The 16,978-nt window shown below is 68.5% G+C and carries 18 protein-coding genes; 7 read left to right on the top strand and 11 right to left on the bottom strand.

The window, feature by feature from the left end; genetic code table 11:
* Positions 1-5: 5 nt before the first annotated feature.
* The 5 genes from AC0KTM_RS27485 to fadD3 are packed head-to-tail and all read right to left on the bottom strand — an operon-like array spanning position 6 to position 5,746.
* Positions 6-1,172: a pyridoxal phosphate-dependent aminotransferase gene (locus tag AC0KTM_RS27485; RefSeq protein WP_238955677.1), complete on the bottom strand. Its 1,167-nt coding sequence runs from the start codon at positions 1,170-1,172 to the stop codon at positions 6-8.
* Positions 1,169-2,119: an acyl-CoA dehydrogenase IpdE2 gene (ipdE2, locus tag AC0KTM_RS27490; RefSeq protein ID WP_238955678.1), complete on the bottom strand. Its 951-nt coding sequence runs from the start codon at positions 2,117-2,119 to the stop codon at positions 1,169-1,171. Before ipdE2 ends, AC0KTM_RS27485 begins: the two co-directional genes overlap by 4 nt.
* Entirely contained in the window at positions 2,116-3,069 is a 954-nt protein-coding gene (locus AC0KTM_RS27495; protein ID WP_225326247.1) for an acyl-CoA dehydrogenase family protein, read from the bottom strand. Before AC0KTM_RS27495 ends, ipdE2 begins: the two co-directional genes overlap by 4 nt.
* Positions 3,066-4,211, bottom strand: a complete 1,146-nt coding sequence (locus AC0KTM_RS27500; protein WP_225326248.1) for an acyl-CoA dehydrogenase family protein — start codon at positions 4,209-4,211, stop codon at positions 3,066-3,068. Before AC0KTM_RS27500 ends, AC0KTM_RS27495 begins: the two co-directional genes overlap by 4 nt.
* Positions 4,211-5,746 (bottom strand): 3-((3aS,4S,7aS)-7a-methyl-1,5-dioxo-octahydro-1H-inden-4-yl)propanoate--CoA ligase FadD3, encoded by a 1,536-nt coding sequence (gene fadD3 / locus AC0KTM_RS27505; protein WP_238955679.1) that lies wholly within the window; start codon positions 5,744-5,746, stop codon positions 4,211-4,213. The genes AC0KTM_RS27500 and fadD3 overlap by 1 nt, the downstream gene beginning before the upstream one ends.
* Positions 5,747-5,862: 116 nt before the next feature.
* On the opposite strand from fadD3, the gene ipdE1 reads away from it, so the two are divergent.
* From ipdE1 to AC0KTM_RS27530, 5 genes are all read left to right on the top strand, one after another.
* Positions 5,863-7,011, top strand: coding sequence for an acyl-CoA dehydrogenase IpdE1 (gene ipdE1, locus AC0KTM_RS27510; protein ID WP_238955680.1), 1,149 nt, complete (start codon positions 5,863-5,865; stop codon positions 7,009-7,011).
* The gene (ipdF, locus tag AC0KTM_RS27515; RefSeq protein ID WP_225326251.1) at positions 7,008-7,796 is read left to right on the top strand and encodes a (5R,7aS)-5-hydroxy-7a-methyl-1-oxo-2,3,5,6,7,7a-hexahydro-1H-indene-carboxyl-CoA reductase; all 789 of its coding nucleotides are present in this window, start codon (positions 7,008-7,010) and stop codon (positions 7,794-7,796) included. The genes ipdE1 and ipdF overlap by 4 nt, the downstream gene beginning before the upstream one ends.
* A gap of 46 nt (positions 7,797-7,842) precedes the next feature.
* Positions 7,843-8,445: a TetR family transcriptional regulator KstR2 gene (gene kstR2, locus AC0KTM_RS27520; protein ID WP_225326252.1), complete on the top strand. Its 603-nt coding sequence runs from the start codon at positions 7,843-7,845 to the stop codon at positions 8,443-8,445.
* Positions 8,446-8,499: 54 nt separating this feature from the next.
* On the top strand, positions 8,500-9,660 hold the full coding sequence (gene fadA6 / locus AC0KTM_RS27525) for a steroid 3-ketoacyl-CoA thiolase FadA6 (RefSeq protein ID WP_238955681.1): 1,161 nt from the start codon (positions 8,500-8,502) through the stop codon (positions 9,658-9,660).
* A gap of 101 nt (positions 9,661-9,761) precedes the next feature.
* Positions 9,762-10,631, top strand: coding sequence for a hypothetical protein (locus tag AC0KTM_RS27530; RefSeq protein ID WP_238955682.1), 870 nt, complete (start codon positions 9,762-9,764; stop codon positions 10,629-10,631).
* A gap of 69 nt (positions 10,632-10,700) precedes the next feature.
* On the opposite strand, the gene ipdC is transcribed toward AC0KTM_RS27530, so the two are convergent.
* From ipdC to echA20, 4 genes are read right to left on the bottom strand one after another with little or no spacing between them, the layout of a single operon-like run.
* A complete protein-coding gene (ipdC, locus tag AC0KTM_RS27535; protein WP_225326254.1) occupies positions 10,701-11,774 on the bottom strand; it encodes a (3aS,4S,5R,7aS)-5-hydroxy-7a-methyl-1-oxo-octahydro-1H-indene-4-carboxyl-CoA dehydrogenase in 1,074 nt (357 codons plus the stop codon).
* Positions 11,774-12,517, bottom strand: coding sequence for a cholesterol ring-cleaving hydrolase subunit IpdB (gene ipdB, locus AC0KTM_RS27540; protein ID WP_238955683.1), 744 nt, complete (start codon positions 12,515-12,517; stop codon positions 11,774-11,776). Before ipdB ends, ipdC begins: the two co-directional genes overlap by 1 nt.
* Entirely contained in the window at positions 12,514-13,398 is an 885-nt protein-coding gene (gene ipdA / locus AC0KTM_RS27545) for a cholesterol ring-cleaving hydrolase subunit IpdA (protein WP_238955684.1), read from the bottom strand. Before ipdA ends, ipdB begins: the two co-directional genes overlap by 4 nt.
* Positions 13,395-14,153, bottom strand: coding sequence for a (7aS)-7a-methyl-1,5-dioxo-2,3,5,6,7,7a-hexahydro-1H-indene-carboxyl-CoA hydrolase (echA20, locus tag AC0KTM_RS27550; protein WP_238955685.1), 759 nt, complete (start codon positions 14,151-14,153; stop codon positions 13,395-13,397). Before echA20 ends, ipdA begins: the two co-directional genes overlap by 4 nt.
* A gap of 99 nt (positions 14,154-14,252) precedes the next feature.
* Between echA20 and AC0KTM_RS27555 the strand changes: the two genes are divergently transcribed.
* Together AC0KTM_RS27555 and AC0KTM_RS27560 are read left to right on the top strand one after the other, a co-directional pair.
* A complete protein-coding gene (locus AC0KTM_RS27555) occupies positions 14,253-15,011 on the top strand; it encodes an SDR family oxidoreductase (RefSeq protein ID WP_238955686.1) in 759 nt (252 codons plus the stop codon).
* Between the two features lie 14 nt (positions 15,012-15,025).
* Positions 15,026-15,931 (top strand): SDR family oxidoreductase, encoded by a 906-nt coding sequence (locus AC0KTM_RS27560; RefSeq protein ID WP_472417248.1) that lies wholly within the window; start codon positions 15,026-15,028, stop codon positions 15,929-15,931.
* A gap of 19 nt (positions 15,932-15,950) precedes the next feature.
* Here AC0KTM_RS27560 and AC0KTM_RS27565 read toward each other — a convergent pair whose 3' ends face one another.
* Both AC0KTM_RS27565 and AC0KTM_RS27570 read right to left on the bottom strand, forming a co-directional pair.
* The gene (locus AC0KTM_RS27565) at positions 15,951-16,448 is read right to left on the bottom strand and encodes a nitroreductase family deazaflavin-dependent oxidoreductase (RefSeq protein ID WP_472417250.1); all 498 of its coding nucleotides are present in this window, start codon (positions 16,446-16,448) and stop codon (positions 15,951-15,953) included.
* 38 nt (positions 16,449-16,486) lie between these two features.
* Complete coding sequence (locus AC0KTM_RS27570; RefSeq protein WP_225326261.1) at positions 16,487-16,933, bottom strand: nitroreductase family deazaflavin-dependent oxidoreductase; 447 nt, start codon at positions 16,931-16,933, stop codon at positions 16,487-16,489.
* Between the last annotated feature and the right edge of the window lie 45 nt (positions 16,934-16,978).

Genomic DNA, 16,978 nt, shown 5'->3' on the forward strand with positions numbered 1-16,978 from the left:
CTCGGCTAGCGGGCCGAAAGCCACGGGCCGAGCCGTCGCACCGCTTCCTCGATGTCGGCGGTGGGCCCGGCGAAGGACATCCGGACGAACGAATTGCCGCGGGCGGTATCGAAGTCGATACCGGGCGCGATGGCGATGCCGGTCTCTCCCAACAGTTTTGAGCAGAACTCCATCGAGTTGTCGGTGTAATCCGAGACGTCGGCGTAAACGTAGAAGGCACCGTCGGTGGGGGCCAGGCGCTCGACGCCGATGCCGCGCAGCCCGTCCAGCAGCAGCGAGCGGTTGGTGGCGTAGTGGTGCAGGTGGCCGTCGGCTTCGGCGGTGGCCTCCGGGGTGAAGGCCGCCACCGCGGCCAGCTGCGAGAGCACGGGCGGGCAGATGGTGAAGTTCCCGGTGAGGCAATCCACCGCGCGGCGTAACTCGGCCGGCACCAGCAGCCAGCCCAGCCGCCAGCCCGTCATCGCGTAGTACTTCGAAAAGCTGTTGACCACCACGGCATTTCGCGATGTCTGCCACGCGCAGCTGGTCTGCGGCGCGCCCTCGTAGACCAGCCCGTGGTAGACCTCGTCGCTGATCAGCCGCGCTCCGGACGCATCGCACCAGGCGGCGATCGCGGCCAGCTCGTCCGGGGCGATGACCGTTCCGGTGGGGTTGGCGGGGCTCGCCACGATGACTCCCTGCACCGGCGGGTCGAGTTCGGCGAGCATCCGCGCGGTGGGCTGGAAGCGGGTCTGCGGCCCGCAGGGGATCTCCACCACCTCGCATCCCAGCGCCGACAAGATGTTTCGGTAGCACGGGTAACCGGGGCTGGCCAGCGCCACCCGGTCGCCGACGTCGAAGCAGGCCAGGAAGGTGAGTAGAAATCCGCCCGAGGAGCCCGTGGTGATCACCACGGCGTCGGGTTCGACGTCGAGCCCGTGCTGGCGCCGGTAGTCCGCGGCGATCGCGGCGCGCAGCTCGGGAATGCCCAGCGACACCGAATAACCCAGCTCGTTGGAGTGCACCGCCGCCGCGGCAGCCGCCCGCACCGGCTCGGGCGCGCCCACGCTGGGCTGGCCCGCCGACAGGTTGACCAGATCGCCGTGGCTGCGCTGGCGTTCGGCGGCCGCCAGCCAGACATCCATCACATAGAACGGTGGGATGCCCGCGCGCAGCGAGACACGGTCGGTCACGGCGTCTGGAGTACCTCGGATTCCAGGCGGTTAAGCAACTGTCGGGGCGAATCCAGCAGGTGCGCGCTGCCGTGGGCGCGTTTGAAGTACAGGTGCATGTCGTGTTCCCAGGTGATCGCGATGCCGCCGTGCAGCTGGATGCCTTCGGCGGCCACGGTGTTCAGCGCCTCGGTGGCGGCCAGCCGGGCGGCGGCGGCGTTGGTGGGAGTGGGGTCGTCACACGCGTCGGACACGACGGCCTTCGCCGCGGCGACGGTGACATACAGATCGGCCATCCGATGCTTGAGCGCCTGAAAGCTGCCGATGGGCCGGCCGAATTGCACTCGGTCCTTGGCGTATTCGACGGTCAGCTCCAGACAGCGTTCGGCGGCGCCGATCTGCTCGGCGGCCAGCAGGATGGCCGCCGTGTCCGCCAGGCCCGGGTCCGTCCCGATCGCCTCGGTCTCCTCCGGTTGCACCCGCGCCAGGCGTCGGGTCGGGTCCATGGTGGTGACGGCCTGCGCGCTGAACCGGGTCCACCTGCTCAGCCGGCCGTCCTCGACGGCGACCACGACGTCGGCGACGTCGCCGTTGACCACGTAGTCGGGATCGAGCGCCAGCGCGCCGATCGCGGCGCCCTCGGCCAGGCGCTCCAGCGTCGCGGCGTCCGGCTCGGGCGCGCTGAGCAGCGCCAGTTCGGCGAGCGTGGTGCCCAGCAGCGGGGAGGGCACCAGGGCGCGGCCCAGTTCCTGCAAAACCGCTGCGGCGTCCGCCAATTCGCCGCCGGCGCCGCCCAGCTCCTCGGGGATCACCAGGGCCGCGGCGCCGACCTGCTCGCACAGCAGCTGCCAGAGCGATTCGTCGTAGCCGCGGTCGGATTCCATGGCGGCGCGCACCGCGGCCGGGCCGGCGTGCTTGGCCACCAGGGCGGCAACGGTCTCACGGAGCAGCTCGCGTTCTTCAGTCATAGCGCCTCCAGCACTCGCCGCCGATGTTCCTCCGGCGTCCCCCACGCGGACCGCAAGGCCTGCACCCGCAGCAGCAACAGCGACAGGTCGTGTTCCTGGGTGAAGCCGATCGCGCCGTGGGTCTGCAGCGCCGAGCGCGCCGCCAGCAGTCCGGCCTCGGACGCCGCCGCCTTGGCCGCGCTCACGTCGCGCGGGTCCAGCGTCAACGCCGCGCCGTGCACCAGCGGCCGGGCCAGCTCGATGGCGATGTGCACATCGGCGAGCTTGTGTTTGATCGCCTGATACGAGCCGATCACCCGGCCGAACTGGGTGCGTTGCTTGGCGTAGTCGACGGCGGCGTCGCGCAGCGCCTCGGCGGCGCCGACCAGTTGCGCCGCGGTGGCCAGCGCGCCGAACTCGAAGGCGCGCTTGGTGTCCGCCCGCCACGTCGAGCCGGTCGGGGTCACGTCGTACAACCGGCGGCTGGGGTCGACGGACTCGTGCTCGTCACCCGCGGTGGCTTCGGTGACCCCGTCAGTCTCGTTTAAGCCGGCCAGCAGCACCAGGCCGGCCGCGTCGGCGTCAACGGCCCGCGGTACCCGCGGCGGCAGCGCGACCGTGGCGATGAGTTCGCCGGACGCGAGCCCGGCACACCGCTCGGCGTGGTCGTCGGAGGCGAGCAATATCGGTGCCACAGCGATGGATTCGACCACCGGGCCGGGCACGCACCAGTGCCCGAGGCGCTCGAGGGCGACGACCAGGTCGATCGGCTCTGCCTCGATGCCGTCGAATTTCTCCGGCACGGCCAGGGCCGTGACGCCCAGGTTTGCCAGCTGTTCCCACACCTTGCGGCCCGGCGCGGTGTCGCCCGCGGCCCACGCGCGCACGGCGCCGGGCAGGTCCGCGGCGCCGAGCGCGGCATCGATGCTGGCGGCGAAGTCACGCTGCTGTTCGTCTAGCGCAAATTTCACTTCTTGCCTCCGGACTTCTCGCGCGGCAGGCCCAGCAACCGCTCGGAGATGATGTTGCGCTGAATTTCGTTGGTGCCGGCGTAGATCGGACCGCCCAGCGCGAACAGCAGGCCTTCGGTCCACGGGCCGGCGAGTTCCCCGTCCGCGGCGAGGAGGTCGAGCGCGGTCTGGTGCAGTTCGACGTCGAGGTCGGACCAGAACACTTTGGTCACCGACGATTCGGCGCCCAGCTCGCCGCCGAGGGCCAGCCTGGTCACCGTGCCGAAGGTCTGCAGCCGGTAGGCCTGCGCCTTGATCCAGCCGTCGGCGACCCGGTCGGCGAACGCGGCCGGCGCGCCGCTGTCCTTCCACAGCTGCACCAACCGTTCCGCCGTCGCCAGGAAGCGGGCCGGGCTGCGCAGCGACATGCCGCGTTCGTTGCTCGACGTGCTCATGGCCGCCCGCCAGCCCTCGTGCGGGGTGCCGATCACGTCCTCGTCGGGAACGAAGACGTCGTCGAGGAAGATCTCGCCGAATCCGGTGTCGCCGCCGAGTTGGACGATCGGCCGCACCGTGATGCCCTTGGCCTTCAGGTCGAACATGAAGTAGGTCAGCCCGTTGTGGCGCTCGGCGCCGGGGTCGGACCGGAACAGCCCGAATCCCCGCTCGGCGAACGGCGCCCGCGAGCTCCAGATCTTCTGCCCGTTGAGCAGCCAGCCGCCGTCGGTCTGTGTGGCGGTGGACCGCAGCGACGCCAGGTCGCTGCCGGACTCGGGCTCCGACCACGCCTGCGCCCAGATCTCTTCGCCGCTGGCCATTTTCGGCAGGATCCGGGCCTGTTGCTCTTCGGTGCCGTGCGCGAACAGGGTCGGCGCCAGCATCGAGGTGCCGTTGGCGCTGGCCCGGCCCGGCGCCCCGGCGCGGAAGTACTCCTCTTCGAACACCACCCAGTGCAGCAGCGGCGCGTCGCGGCCGCCGTAGCGCTTCGGCCAGGTGATCACCGAAAGCCCGGCGTCGAACAGCACCCGGTCCCAACGCCGGTGCTGGTCAAAGCCTTCGGCGTTGTCGTATGACTTCGTCGGGATCGACTCGGCGTTGGCCGACAAGAATTCCCGGACCTCGGCCTGGAAGGCCAAGGTGTCGTCGTCTAGATCCAGATCCATCAGTCCAGCTCTCGCAGTTGTGGTTTGACCACCTTGCCGCCCGCATTGCGCGGCAACGCGTCGACGAACCGCACCGACCTCGGCGCCTTGAAGTTCGCCAAATGCTCACGGGTGTAAGCGATCACAGATTGTTCGTCGAGTTGCGCGCCGGGCCGGGTGACCAGGAACGCCCGGCCCACTTCGCCGAGCCGCTCGTCGGGAACCCCGATCACCGCGGCGTCGGCCACACCGTCGAGGCGGGCCAGCACCTGCTCGATCTCGGCGGGGTACACGTTGAATCCTCCGCAGATGTACATGTCTTTGAGCCGGTCGGTGATGCGCAGGTTGCCGGCCGCGTCGAGCACGCCGATGTCACCGGTGTGCAGCCAACCGTCGGCGTCGATGGCGGCCGCGGTGGCCCGCGGGTCGTCGAGGTAGCCCAGCATCACGTTGGGCCCGCGCAGCAGCACCTCTCCCGATTCGCCGGATTCCCCGGGGTCGATGCGCAATTCGAAGTCGGCGAACGGGCGCCCGCAGGTGGTGGCGACGGTGACGGCGTCGTCGTCGGCGCGGCACATGGTGCCCATGCCGTTGGCCTCGGTGAGCCCGTAGGCGGTCAGCACGATGTCGATGTCGAGTTCGGACTGCATGCGCTCGACCAACACGACCGGCACGGTGGCCGCCCCGGTCACCGCGAAGCGCAGCGAGCTCAGGTCGTAATCGTCGCGAGCCGGATGATCCAGCAAGGTCTGGTAAATCGTTGGCGGACCGGGCAATACGGTGATGCGGTGTTGCTCGATCGCCTGCAGCGCGCGCAGCGGGTCGAAGGTGAGGTGGGGGATCAGCGTCGCGCCGGTCTGCAGACAGGCCAGGATGCCGGCCTTGTAGCCGAAGTTGTGAAAGAACGGGTTGATGCACAGGTAGCGGTCGTCGGCGGTGATCTTGCCGTTGGCCGCCCACGACGCCGAGGCCGACAGCGACTGCCGGTGCGCGCACAGCACGCCTTTGCTGCGGCCGGTGGTGCCCGAGGTGAACAGGATGTCGCTGACGTCGTCGGGCGTGACCGCCGCGGCCCGGGCGGCGACCGCGTCGAGGTCGGTGCCGCCGGCGACGAACTCGTCCCAGGTGCCATCTGGGGCGTCGATCGGTATCCGCACGATGTGCCGCAACGCGGGCAGCGCCGCCCGATCCAGATCGGCGACGCGGTCGTTGCCCAGGAACTCGCCCATGCCGAACAACACCGGCGCCTCGACCCGGGCCAGGATGTCACCGGCCTCCGCGGCCGTGTAGCGGGTGTTCAGCGGAACCATGGCGGCGCCGGCGTGGTGGATGGCCAGGCAGGCCACCACCCAATGCCAGGTGTTGGGGGACCAGATCGCCACCCGGTCGCCGGCCTGCACACCCAGCGCGATCAGTGCTGCCGCCGCCCGGTGTACCTCGTCGCGCAAGGCGGCGGCGGTGAAGGATCGTTCCTCGGTGATCAGGGCGTCGTGATCGGGGAGTCGGCCCGCGAAACGATCCAGCGCCGCGGGCACGGTGCGGGGATCGGTGGTCATCGGCGACGCTCCTCGAATGCTCTGAGTGCGATCGCTCGGTTCCTCCTCATGCCGCCACATGGCATGCCTCGTGACCGAGCTACAAAGCAAGTGCTTGGTAGGTTAGCCTACAAGGCATGCAGGACGTCGAGGAGTTCCGGGCCGAGGTCCGCTCTTGGCTCGCCGACAATCTGGTCGGCGAATTCGCAGCCCTCAAGGGCCTTGGTGGTCCCGGCCGTGAGCACGAGGCATTCGAGGAACGCCGGGCCTGGAACCAACATCTCGCCAAGGCCGGACTCACCTGCCTGGGCTGGCCGGTCGAGCACGGCGGCCGCGGTCTTTCCACCGCGCACCGGGTGGCGTTCTACGAGGAGTACGCCCGCGCCGACGCCCCGGACAAGGTCAATCACTTCGGCGAGGAGCTGCTGGGGCCGACGCTGATCGCGTTCGGGACGCCCGAGCAGCAGCAGCGTTTCCTGCCGCGGATTCTGGATGTCACCGAGCTGTGGTGCCAGGGTTATTCGGAGCCGGGCGCCGGCAGCGACCTGGCCAACGTGGCGACCACCGCCGAACTCGACGGCGACCACTGGGTGATCAACGGCCAGAAGGTGTGGACGTCGTTGGCGCACTGGGCGCAATGGTGCTTTGTGGTCGCGCGCACCGAAAAGGGCTCCAAGCGGCACGCGGGGCTGTCGTATCTGCTGGTGCCGCTGGACCAGCCGGGCGTTCAAGTGCGGCCGATCATCCAGCTGACCGGTGACTCGGAATTCAACGAGGTGTTCTTCGACGACGCCCGCACCGACGCGAACCTGGTGGTCGGCGAGCCCGGTGACGGCTGGCGGGTCGCCATGGGCACGCTGACCTTCGAGCGGGGCGTGTCGACGCTCGGGCAACAAATCCGTTACGCCCGTGAGCTTTCCAACCTGGCCGAGCTCGCGCAGCGCACCGGCGCGGCCGACGATCCGTTCATCCGCGAGCGGCTGACGCGGGCGTGGACCGGGTTGCGGGCCATGCGTTCGTACGCGCTGGCCACCATGGACGTCGAGCAGCCGGGGCAGGACAACGTGTCGAAGCTGTTGTGGGCCAACTGGCATCGCGATCTGGGCGAGCTGGCGATGGACGTCGTCGGCAAACCGGGCCTGACCCTGGCCGACGGCGAGTTCGACGAGTGGCAGCGGCTGTTCCTGTTCACCCGCGCCGACACCATCTATGGCGGGTCCAACGAGATCCAGCGCAACATCATTGCCGAGCGGGTGCTCGGCCTACCCCGAGAGGTCAAGGGATGAGTCTGTCCGAAGCTCCCAAAGAGATTGCCGGACACGGACTTCTGCAGGGCAAGGTGGTGGTCGTGACCGCCGCCGCCGGCACCGGGATCGGCGCGGCGACTGCGCGGCGGGCGCTGGCCGAGGGGGCCGACGTGCTGATCTCCGACCACCACGAACGGCGCCTGGGCGAGACGGCCGAGGAGCTGTCCGCGCTGGGCCAGGGCCGCGTCGAGCACGTGGTCTGCGACGTGACCTCGACCGCTCAAGTCGACGCCCTCATCGCTTCGACCACCGCCCGGATGGGCCGGATCGACGTGCTGGTCAACAACGCCGGGCTCGGCGGACAGACGCCGGTCGTCGACATGACCGACGAGGAATGGGATCGCGTCCTCAACGTGACGCTGACGTCGGTGCTGCGTGCCACGCGCGCGGCGCTGCGCTACTTCCGCGAGGCACCACACGGCGGCGTCATCGTCAACAACGCCAGCGTCCTGGGCTGGCGGGCCCAGCACTCGCAGTCGCACTACGCGGCCGCCAAGGCCGGCGTGATGGCCCTAACCCGGTGCAGCGCAATCGAAGCCGCCGAGTATGGGGTACGGATCAACGCGGTGTCGCCGAGCATCGCGCGGCACAAGTTCCTCGAGAAGACGTCCTCGTCGGAGTTACTCGATCGGCTCTCGGCCGGCGAAGCCTTCGGCCGGGCCGCCGAGCCGTGGGAGGTCGCGGCCACCATCGCCTTCCTCGCCAGCGACTACTCGAGCTACCTGACCGGCGAGGTCATCTCGGTATCCAGTCAGCACCCGTGAGCGCCGCCCGCTAGCCAAGCAAGCGCTTGGTTGATACTCTGGTCGAGTGGACCGAGTGACCGGTCAGGCCAACAGCCGGCGAGACGAGTTGCTGGAGCTTGCCGCGACCATGTTCGCCGAGCGTGGCCTGCGCGCCACCACCGTGCGCGACATCGCCGACAGTGCCGGCATCCTGTCCGGCAGTCTCTATCACCACTTCTCGTCCAAAGAGGAGATGGTCGACGAGCTGTTGCGCAGCTTCTTGGACTGGTTGTTCACCCGTTACCGCGAAATCGTCGACGGCGAGGCCAACCCCCTGGAGCGGCTCAAGGGGCTGTTCATGGCGTCGTTCGAGGCGATCGAGCACCGGCACGCGCAGGTCGTCATCTACCAGGACGAGGCCCAGCGGCTGCTGTCGCAACCCCGGTTCTCCTACATCGAGGACATGAACCGGCAGCAGCGCAAGATGTGGCTCGAGCTGCTCCATCAGGGCGTCGACGAGGGCTACTTCCGGCCCGACCTCGACGTCGACCTCGTCTACCGTTTCATCCGTGACACGACGTGGGTGTCGGTGCGCTGGTATCAGCCCGGCGGTCCGCTCACCGCGCAGCAGGTGGGTCAGCAATACCTCGCCATCGTTCTTGGCGGGATCACCAAAGAAGGAATCTGAACATGGCTCGTGTCGGCGACGATGCAGAGCGAAGCGATGAGGAGGAGCGACACAATGGCTGAGGCCTACGTCATCGACGCGGTGCGTACCGCGGTCGGCAAGCGCGGCGGATCGCTGGCCGGGGTGCATCCGGTCGACCTGGGTGCCCTGGGATGGCGCGGACTTCTCGACCGGGTCGACGTCGACCCCGCCGCCGTCGACGACGTGATCGCCGGCTGCGTCGATGCGATCGGCGCCCAGGCGGGCAACATCGCGCGGCTCTCGTGGCTGGCTGCCGGCTACCCCGAAGAGGTGCCCGGCGTCACCGTCGACCGGCAATGCGGATCCAGCCAGCAGGCCATTTCCTTTGGCGCACAGGCGATTCTGTCCGGCACCGCCGACCTCATCGTCGCCGGGGGCGTGCAGAACATGAGCCAGATCCCGATCTCGTCGGCCATGACCGTGGGCGAACAGTTCGGCTTCACCTCGCCGACCAACGAGTCCAAGCAGTGGCTGCACCGCTACGGCGATCAGGAGATCTCGCAGTTCCGCGGTTCGGAGCTGATCGCCGAGAAGTGGAACCTGTCGCGCGAAGAGATGGAGCGCTACGCGCTGACCAGTCACGAGCGAGCCTTCGCGGCGATCCGTGGCGGCCACTTCGACAACGAAATCATCACCGTCGAAACCGAATCCGGCCCGTTCCGGGTCGACGAGGGCCCGCGCGAGTCGTCGCTGGAGAAGATGGCCGGCCTCAAGCCGCTGGTCGAGGGCGGCCGGCTGACGGCGGCGATGGCCAGCCAGATCTCCGACGGGGCCAGCGCCGTGCTACTGGCGTCCGAGCGGGCCGTCAAGGAGCATGGGCTCAAGCCACGGGCCCGCATCCACCACATCAGTGCCCGCGCCGCCGACCCGGTGTTCATGCTGACCGGGCCGATTCCGGCGACCCGCTACGCGCTGGACAAGACCGGGCTGTCGATCGATGACATCGACACCGTCGAGATCAACGAGGCGTTCGCGCCGGTGGTCTTGGCGTGGCTCAAGGAGGTCAAGGCGGACCCGGAGAAGGTCAACCCCAACGGCGGCGCGATCGCGCTCGGGCACCCGCTGGGCGCCACCGGTGCCAAGCTGTTCACCACCATGCTCAACGAGCTCGAGCGCATCGGCGGCCGCTACGGCTTGCAGACGATGTGCGAAGGCGGGGGCACCGCCAACGTCACCATCATCGAGCGCCTGTAGCCTCTTGCGCCGAGTGTGAACCAGCCGACGCTTGCTCGGCGTGTCGCGTCGCAGAATTCACACTCGGCGGAGGCGTCGGTGGGTGGTGCCAGCATTCGCCCATGAAAGAACACCCGTGGCCATTCTTGGGCTCGGAGACGTTGGCAGCGAAGGCCCTGCCGGAGCGGGCGATGCGTGCCCTGCACGAACCCATCTATCCCGGCGTGTACGCGCCGGCCGGCATCGAGCTGACCGCCGCCCAGCGTGCATATGCGGCGTGGCTGTGGTCGCGACGCAAGGCAGTCGTCGCGGGCAATTCGGCGGCGGCGTTGCTGGGAACGAAGTGGGTAAGCCCGGTACTCGACGCCGAACTCGTGCACGACAACCGACGGCCTCCGCGCGGGATCACGGTCCACACGGATACCTTGAGCCCGCACGAAGTGCTCACGGTCAGCGACGTTGCGGTAACCACGCCGGCTCGAACCGCATTCGATATCGGGCGGCGCACCATCCCACGGCTGCAGGCCGTTCAGCGGCTCGACGCGCTCATGAACGCAACCGACGTGAAAGCCAGTGATGTCGAGGCCATCGCCGCCGAGAAAACCGGTGCGCGCGGTGTGGTTCGGTTGCGACGGATACTGCCGCTTGTCGACGGAGGCTCGGAGTCCCCACAGGAGACGCGAACTCGCTTGGTGCTCCTAGACGCAGGATTTCCTGTTCCTCGTACCCAGATCCCTGTTGTCGTTCCCGGCGGCTATCTCATTGCACGCATCGACATCGGTTGGGAGGAGTTCCTTGTCGGAGTGGAGTACGACGGCGCGCAGCATTGGACGGACCCGATGCAACGCAACCGCGACATCGATCGCCACGCCGAACTCTCTGAGAACGGCTGGACGATCATCCGGGTGAGCGGCGACATGCTCAGGTACCGCCAGGGCACCCTGACCCACCGGGTGGGCTCAGCGCTGACCGCCGCCGGCTGGCGTCCCTGACCGCCGATAGTGAATTCCGCGACGCCCCATCGGCGTGCCGCGTCGCAGAATTCACACTCGGCGGAGCTGTCAGTCCTCGATAAAGGACGAGGCTGCCCGCAGGTGCTCAATGGCGTCACGCACGATCGAATCGATCAGCTCGGCGCACGACGGCAGGTCCTCGAGAATGCCGGCCACCTGCCCGGAGGCCAGCACCCCGGCGTCCGTATTGCCATCCACCAGACCGGCTTTCAACAGCATCGGGGTGTTGGCCGCCATGACGACCTGCGACCAGGTCATCTCCTTGCCGTGCCGCATCGCCATGCCGTCGCTGATCATCGACCGCCAGGTCATCCGTGACATGTGCTTGAACTTGGCCGCGTTGCGCACCGCGGCGGTCAGACCCCGTACCGGCGACCCGTTTTCCAGCTTCTCGACCAGGCCGGTGCGCAGCACCCGGTGCGGCATGCCGTCGACGCGGGTGGTGACGACGGTGCCGTCCAGCGCCGATTCCAGGTAGCGCCGCTTGACCGCGTCGGGCACGGTCGAATCCGAGGTCAGCAGGAAGCGCGTGCCCATCGCGACGCCGGCGGCGCCGTAACTCAGGGCGGCCGCCAGGCCGCGCCCGTCGAAGAATCCGCCCGCGGCGATGACGGGGATGCCGGTGCCCCGCACGGCGTCCAGCACCGAGGGCAGCAGCAGCGTCGTGGCGACCGGGCCCGTGTGCCCGCCACCCTCGCCGCCCTGCACGATCATCGCGTCGGCGCCCCACCCGGCGACCTTGCGGGCGTGCTTGGCCGCGCCGATCGACGGAATCACCACCGCGCCGGCCTCTTTGAGCCGGGCGATGAGCTCCTGCTTGGGCGCCAGGGCAAAGGACGCCACCTTGACGCCTTCCCGGATCATCAGATCGACCCGATCGCCGGCGTCGGCTGCGTCGGCGCGGATGTTCACGCCGAACGGCTTGTCCGTGGCGGCCTTGACCTTGGCGATGGCCGTCGCCAATTCGTCCAGCGTCATGGTGGCCGACGCCAAAATGCCCAGCCCGCCCGCGTTCGCGGTGGCCGAAACCAGGCGCGCCCCGGCCACCCAGCCCATCCCGGTTTGCACCACCGGGTGCTCGACACCGACCAGCTCGGTCAGCGGCGTGCGCAATCTGGGCATCAGCGTATCTCTCGGTCGCGCAACGACTTCGGGTCGATCGTTTCGCGGATGAGGCGCAGTTCGTCCTCGGTGGGCAGCCGGGTCTCCTCGGCGTCCTCGAGCCCATGAATCTCGAACGAGGTAGCTTCGCGGACCTCCTCCGGCGCGACCCCGGGATGCAGGCTCAGCGCCCGCATAGTCCGGTCGGGCCCGCCGAAGTCGAACACGCCGAGGTTCGACACCACCCGGTACGTGTTGGCGAAGCGGAATGCCGGATTGCCGGAATCGACGTTGTCCCAGCCGATCCCGCAGACCACGTCCACCTTCTCGCTGAACACGCGCTTGGAGTGGTTACCCACCCAATAGCTGGTCGCGTGGTTGATGGCATTGCCGGGGGCGCCGCGGACGCCGAACATCTGACGTTTGGGCTGCTGCAACGGGCCGAACGCCGAGATGTTCTGATTGCCAAACCGGTCAACCTGATTGGCGCCCATCACCACGTGGCGGCGGCCCCAGGCCAGCGTCTCGAACACCCGGCCGAACGGCATCCAACCCTCCACGGCTCCGGTCGCACCGAGCGCCGGGGTGTCGGCCAGCAGCTGGGCCTCGCCGTCGGTCAGCAAGATGTCGGGGGAGAACGTCAATCGGGCCAGCCGCGCCCCGACCGAGGCCATGTTGGTCATCGGGCTGACCATGATCTCGCCTGCGTCCCTGAACAATTCGGCGCAGGCCACTGCGCACACCTCGGCGCGGGTGCTGCTCACTTGGACGCCTCCTCTGCGAATGCGCGGACCGCCGCCTGGTAGTCGTCCTCGCTGCCCGACAGGTAGGTCTGGGTGAACTTCTGCCAGCCCTCGTCGGTCGAGGCCGCCTCGGCGTAGTGCCGCTGGAATTTCTCGTCGCGCCGGTAATCCGGTGCGGCGGTGGTGAAGTGGGCCCCGTTGGGCGCCTCCACGACGCTGTCGACCATCATCCGGTTGACCAGCAGGGCCTGCGGTGGCACCGCCTTGACCAGCTCCTCGGTGGATACGACGCGCTCCACCGACAGGTGGCGCTTATCGGCGGCCATCAGGAACAGGTCGTCGAAGTACGGGTCGATGCCGGTGTAGGCGGCGTTGCCCTGGGCGTCGCCGAGGTTGAGGTGCACGAAGGCGGCGTCCAGGCGCAGCGCCGGCATGGCGATCAGCGTCTCGTGGCCGCCGCCGGGCGCCGGATACGGGCTGGTGACGGTCTGCAACTCGCCCTCCCAGAAGTCGGGCACCGAACTGCCCAGCCCGGCCCGGATCGGCAGGAACGGCAGTCGTTGTGCGGCGGCCTGCAGCCCGCAGCGCAGCATGCCCTCGTCCATTTCGCGGGCCTCGATCGCCCCGGCGGCCCGGGCCTTGGCGAACCACGGGTCGTAGAACGGCGGGGAGTCCAGCGAGACGAAGCCGTAGTAGACGCGCTTCACCTTGCCGGCCGAGCACAGCAGCCCCAGGTCGGGTCCGCCGTAGGTGACGACGGTCAGGTCGGTGACATCGGTGCGCAGCAGGGCGCGCACGAATGCCATTGGCTTGCGCCGCGATCCCCAGCCGCCGATGCCGATGGTCATGCCGCTGCGCACCTGCGCGACGGCCTCGTCGAGAGTGGTTCTCTTGTCGCTCACGCGTCCTTGCCCTTCGTCGTACCGGCGAACGCGTCGCGGTGCTCGTCGGCCACGCCGGCCAGGTTGAGTTCGAACGTAAAGCCTTGTTCCATGCGGTAACTCGAGTTGACCCGTTGCACGTCGATCAGGTTCAGCGCCTCCTTGGCCGCCCGGATGACCCGGGTGTCCTTGGCGGCGATGTCCCGCGCGACCCGCAATGCGGCCTCGTCCAGCTGGTCCCGCGGCACCACCTCATGCACCGAACCGAAGTGGTGCAGGGTGGCGGCGTCGACGGTGGCGGCGGTGAAGAACAGCCGCCGCATCAGGTGCTGGGGCACCAGCCGGGACAGATGGGTGGCCGCGCCGAGGGCGCCGCGTTCCACCTCCGGCAGCCCGAAGGTGGCATCCTCGGAGGCGACGATGACGTCGGAGTTGCCGACCAGGCCGATGCCGCCGCCGACGCAGAATCCGTTCACGGCCGCGACGACGGGCACCGCGCACTCATAGACCGCGCGGAACGCGGCGAAGCAGCCGCGGTTGGCGTCGATCAGCGCGGTGAATCCCTCGGTGCGCTGCATCTCCTTGATGTCGACCCCGGCGTTGAAGCCGCGGCCCTCGGCCCGCAGGATGACGACGTGGGTTTGCGGGTCGTGGCCGGCCGCAGTGATGGTGTCGGCCAGCTCGAACCAGCCGCGCGATGGGATGGCGTTGACGGGCGGGAAGTCGACGGTGACCGCGACGATGCCCGGTTCGGTGGTTTTGGATGTGATGGGCACGGTGCCACTTCCTTGTGGGGGTAACTACCTAAGCAAGCACTTGCTTGGTACGCTAGCACAGTGACTCGCGCCGAAGCATGCCCCCCATTTGAAGAAGTCATGAACTTGGGGCTGGCCGGGCGGGTGGTTCTGGTCACCGGCGGCGTTCGCGGGGTGGGCGCCGGCATCAGCGCGGTTTTCGCCGCCCAGGGTGCCACCGTCGTCACCTGCGCGCGACGGCCGGTCGAGGGGCTGCCGTATGAGTTCCACTCCTGCGACGTCCGCGATGACGACGCGGTCAAGGAATTGATCGACTCCGTCGCGGAGCGGCACGGCGGCCTCGACGTCGTGGTCAACAACGCCGGGGGATCGCCCTACGTGCTGACCGCGGAGTCCAGCGCCAAGTTCAACCGCAAGATCATCGAACTCAATCTGATTGGGGCGCTCTCGGTTTCGCAGCACGCCAACGACAAGATGCAAGGCCAGCCGCGCGGCGGGTCGATCGTCAACATCTGCAGCCTGTCCGGCCGGCGGCCCTCGCCCGGCACCGGCGCCTACGGGGCGGCCAAGGCGGGCCTGGAAAGCCTCACCCAGACCCTGGCGGTCGAATGGGGGCCGAAGGTCCGGGTGAACGCCTGTGTGGTCGGCATGGTGGAGACCGAGCAGTCGGAACTGTTCTACGGTGACGCCGAATCGATCGCCGCGATCTCGAAGAACGTGCCGTTGGGCCGGCTGGCCAAGCCCGATGACGTCGGTTGGGCCGCAGCGTTTTTGGCCTCGGACGCGGCCTCCTACATCAGCGGGGCCTCGTTGGAGGTACACGGCGGCGGCGAGCCGCCGCACTACCTGTCCACCACGACCGCGAGCGCGGTCAAGTAGAGGAGACAACAACTATGGGAGTGGTTGACGGCCGCGTCGTCATCGTCACCGGAGCCGGCGGAGGTATCGGTCGCGCGCATGCGCTGGCCTTCGCCGCCGAGGGTGCGCGGGTGGTGGTCAACGACATCGGGGTGGGCCTCGACGGTTCGCCGGCGGGCGGCGGCAGCGCGGCCCAGGGTGTGGTCGACGAGATCACCGCCGCCGGTGGCGAAGCCGTCGCCGATGGTTCCAACGTCGCCGACTGGGACCAGGCGGCCGGCCTGATCCGGACCGCGGTCGAAACCTTCGGCCGCCTGGACGTTTTGGTGAACAACGCCGGCATCGTGCGCGACAGGATGATGGCCAACACCAGCGAGGACGAGTTCGACGCCGTCGTCGCCGTGCACCTCAAGGGCCACTTCGCCACGATGCGGCACGCCGCGTCATATTGGCGTGGGCTGTCCAAAGAGGGCAAAACCGTTGACGCTCGGATCATCAACACCAGTTCGGGCGCCGGCCTGCAGGGCAGCGTCGGTCAGGGCAACTACAGCGCCGCCAAGGCGGGCATCGCGGCGATGACGCTCGTCGGCGCGGCGGAAATGGGGCGCTACGGCGTCACCGTCAACGCCATCGCGCCGTCGGCCCGCACCCGCATGACCGAGACCGTGTTCGCCGAGATGATGTCCACCCAGGACCAGGACTTCGATGCGATGGCCCCGGAAAACGTTTCGCCCCTGGTGGTTTGGCTGGGCAGCGCCGAATCGCGCGACGTGACCGGCAAGGTGTTCGAGGTCGAGGGCGGCAAGATCCGTGTCGCCGAGGGTTGGGCGCACGGGCCGGAGATCGACAAGGGGGCGCGGTGGGATCCCGCGGAGCTGGGGCGCGTCGTCGCCGACCTGCTCGCCAAGGCACGCCCGCCGGTTCCGGTCTACGGCGCCTAGCGCGGCGCCGAACGTGCACTCACGGCGATGATTTCGTCGATTTCTCGCCGTCAGTGCACGTTCGCCGAGGGGGTTCGCACACGACGAGCGGGATGACCCGGTCGGCGGCTTCGCGGTACCTGCGGTACGGCGGGTACATCCGCATCAGGGGCGGCCAATAGCGTTCGCGCTCGGCGTCGGTCGCGTCGCGCGCGATCAATTCCAGGCGCTGGGCACGGATCTGCACCCGCACCTCGGGATTCTCCTGAAGGTTGAGATACCACAGCGGATCCTCGTCGCGCCCGCCGAAGGAGGCGGGCAAGATCACCCGTTCTCCGTCGCGCAGGTAGAGCGTTGCGGTGGTCCGCGGCTCGTTCGACTTGCGTCCGGTCGTCGTCAGCAGCGCCGCCGGGAACCTCAGCAGTTTCGCGCCGATCCTGCCGTTGGTTCGGCGGTACACCCAAATGTGCGCGCGCGCGAAGTACTTGAGCAGCAGCGCAATCGGGCGAGAATTGCGGATCCAGTGACGGTCGGACATCTTGCCCAGGATGGTTCCCAATCCGGGCGAATCGAAACTTAGGGATCGCAGATGACGACCGGGATCACCCGATCGGTCCACGACTGGTAATCGTCGAACGAGGAATACATGGCGACCAACTTCGGCCAGTACTCCTTGCGCTCTTCTTCCGACGCGTCGCGCGCCTGCAGATGCAGCACCTCGTCCTTGATCTGCACCGAGACCTTCGGGTCCGCCTTGAGGTTGAGGTACCACAGTGGGTGCTTGTCGCGGCCGCCTTGAGATGCCACCAGGATCACCCGATTGCCCTCGCGCAAATAGAGCAGGGGGCTCACGCGTGGCTGCCCGGATTTGCGGCCCGTGGTGGTCAGCAGCGCGACCGGACTCTTCTGGAATGTGCCGCCCCACTTGCCCTTGCTGACGCGATACATCCAGGTGTTGACCCGCGACATCCACTTGATGAAGAAGCCGGTGACGGGCGAATTCAGAGATTTGGGCTTTTCCATTGCGGTCCTCTGTGCTCGATCTGGCCGGCTCCGCCGCACCCCGCC

The sequence above is a fragment of the Mycobacterium sp. NTMscope_Eco_3 genome (assembly GCF_976985685.1).

Excerpts from the sequence above, each read along its gene's own strand:
- ipdE2 (WP_238955678.1), bottom strand. The coding sequence starts at position 2,119 with ATGACTGAAGAACGCGAGCTGCTCCGTGAGACCGTTGCCGCCCTGGTG.
- AC0KTM_RS27500 (WP_225326248.1), bottom strand. The coding sequence starts at position 4,211 with ATGGATCTGGATCTAGACGACGACACCTTGGCCTTCCAGGCCGAGGTC.
- fadD3 (WP_238955679.1), bottom strand. The coding sequence starts at position 5,746 with ATGACCACCGATCCCCGCACCGTGCCCGCGGCGCTGGATCGTTTCGCG.
- ipdE1 (WP_238955680.1), top strand. The coding sequence starts at position 5,863 with ATGCAGGACGTCGAGGAGTTCCGGGCCGAGGTCCGCTCTTGGCTCGCC.
- ipdF (WP_225326251.1), top strand. The coding sequence starts at position 7,008 with ATGAGTCTGTCCGAAGCTCCCAAAGAGATTGCCGGACACGGACTTCTG.
- fadA6 (WP_238955681.1), top strand. The coding sequence starts at position 8,500 with ATGGCTGAGGCCTACGTCATCGACGCGGTGCGTACCGCGGTCGGCAAG.
- AC0KTM_RS27530 (WP_238955682.1), top strand. The coding sequence starts at position 9,762 with ATGAAAGAACACCCGTGGCCATTCTTGGGCTCGGAGACGTTGGCAGCG.
- ipdC (WP_225326254.1), bottom strand. The coding sequence starts at position 11,774 with ATGCCCAGATTGCGCACGCCGCTGACCGAGCTGGTCGGTGTCGAGCAC.
- AC0KTM_RS27555 (WP_238955686.1), top strand. The coding sequence starts at position 14,253 with ATGAACTTGGGGCTGGCCGGGCGGGTGGTTCTGGTCACCGGCGGCGTT.
- AC0KTM_RS27560 (WP_472417248.1), top strand. The coding sequence starts at position 15,026 with ATGGGAGTGGTTGACGGCCGCGTCGTCATCGTCACCGGAGCCGGCGGA.
- AC0KTM_RS27565 (WP_472417250.1), bottom strand. The coding sequence starts at position 16,448 with ATGTCCGACCGTCACTGGATCCGCAATTCTCGCCCGATTGCGCTGCTG.
- AC0KTM_RS27570 (WP_225326261.1), bottom strand. The coding sequence starts at position 16,933 with ATGGAAAAGCCCAAATCTCTGAATTCGCCCGTCACCGGCTTCTTCATC.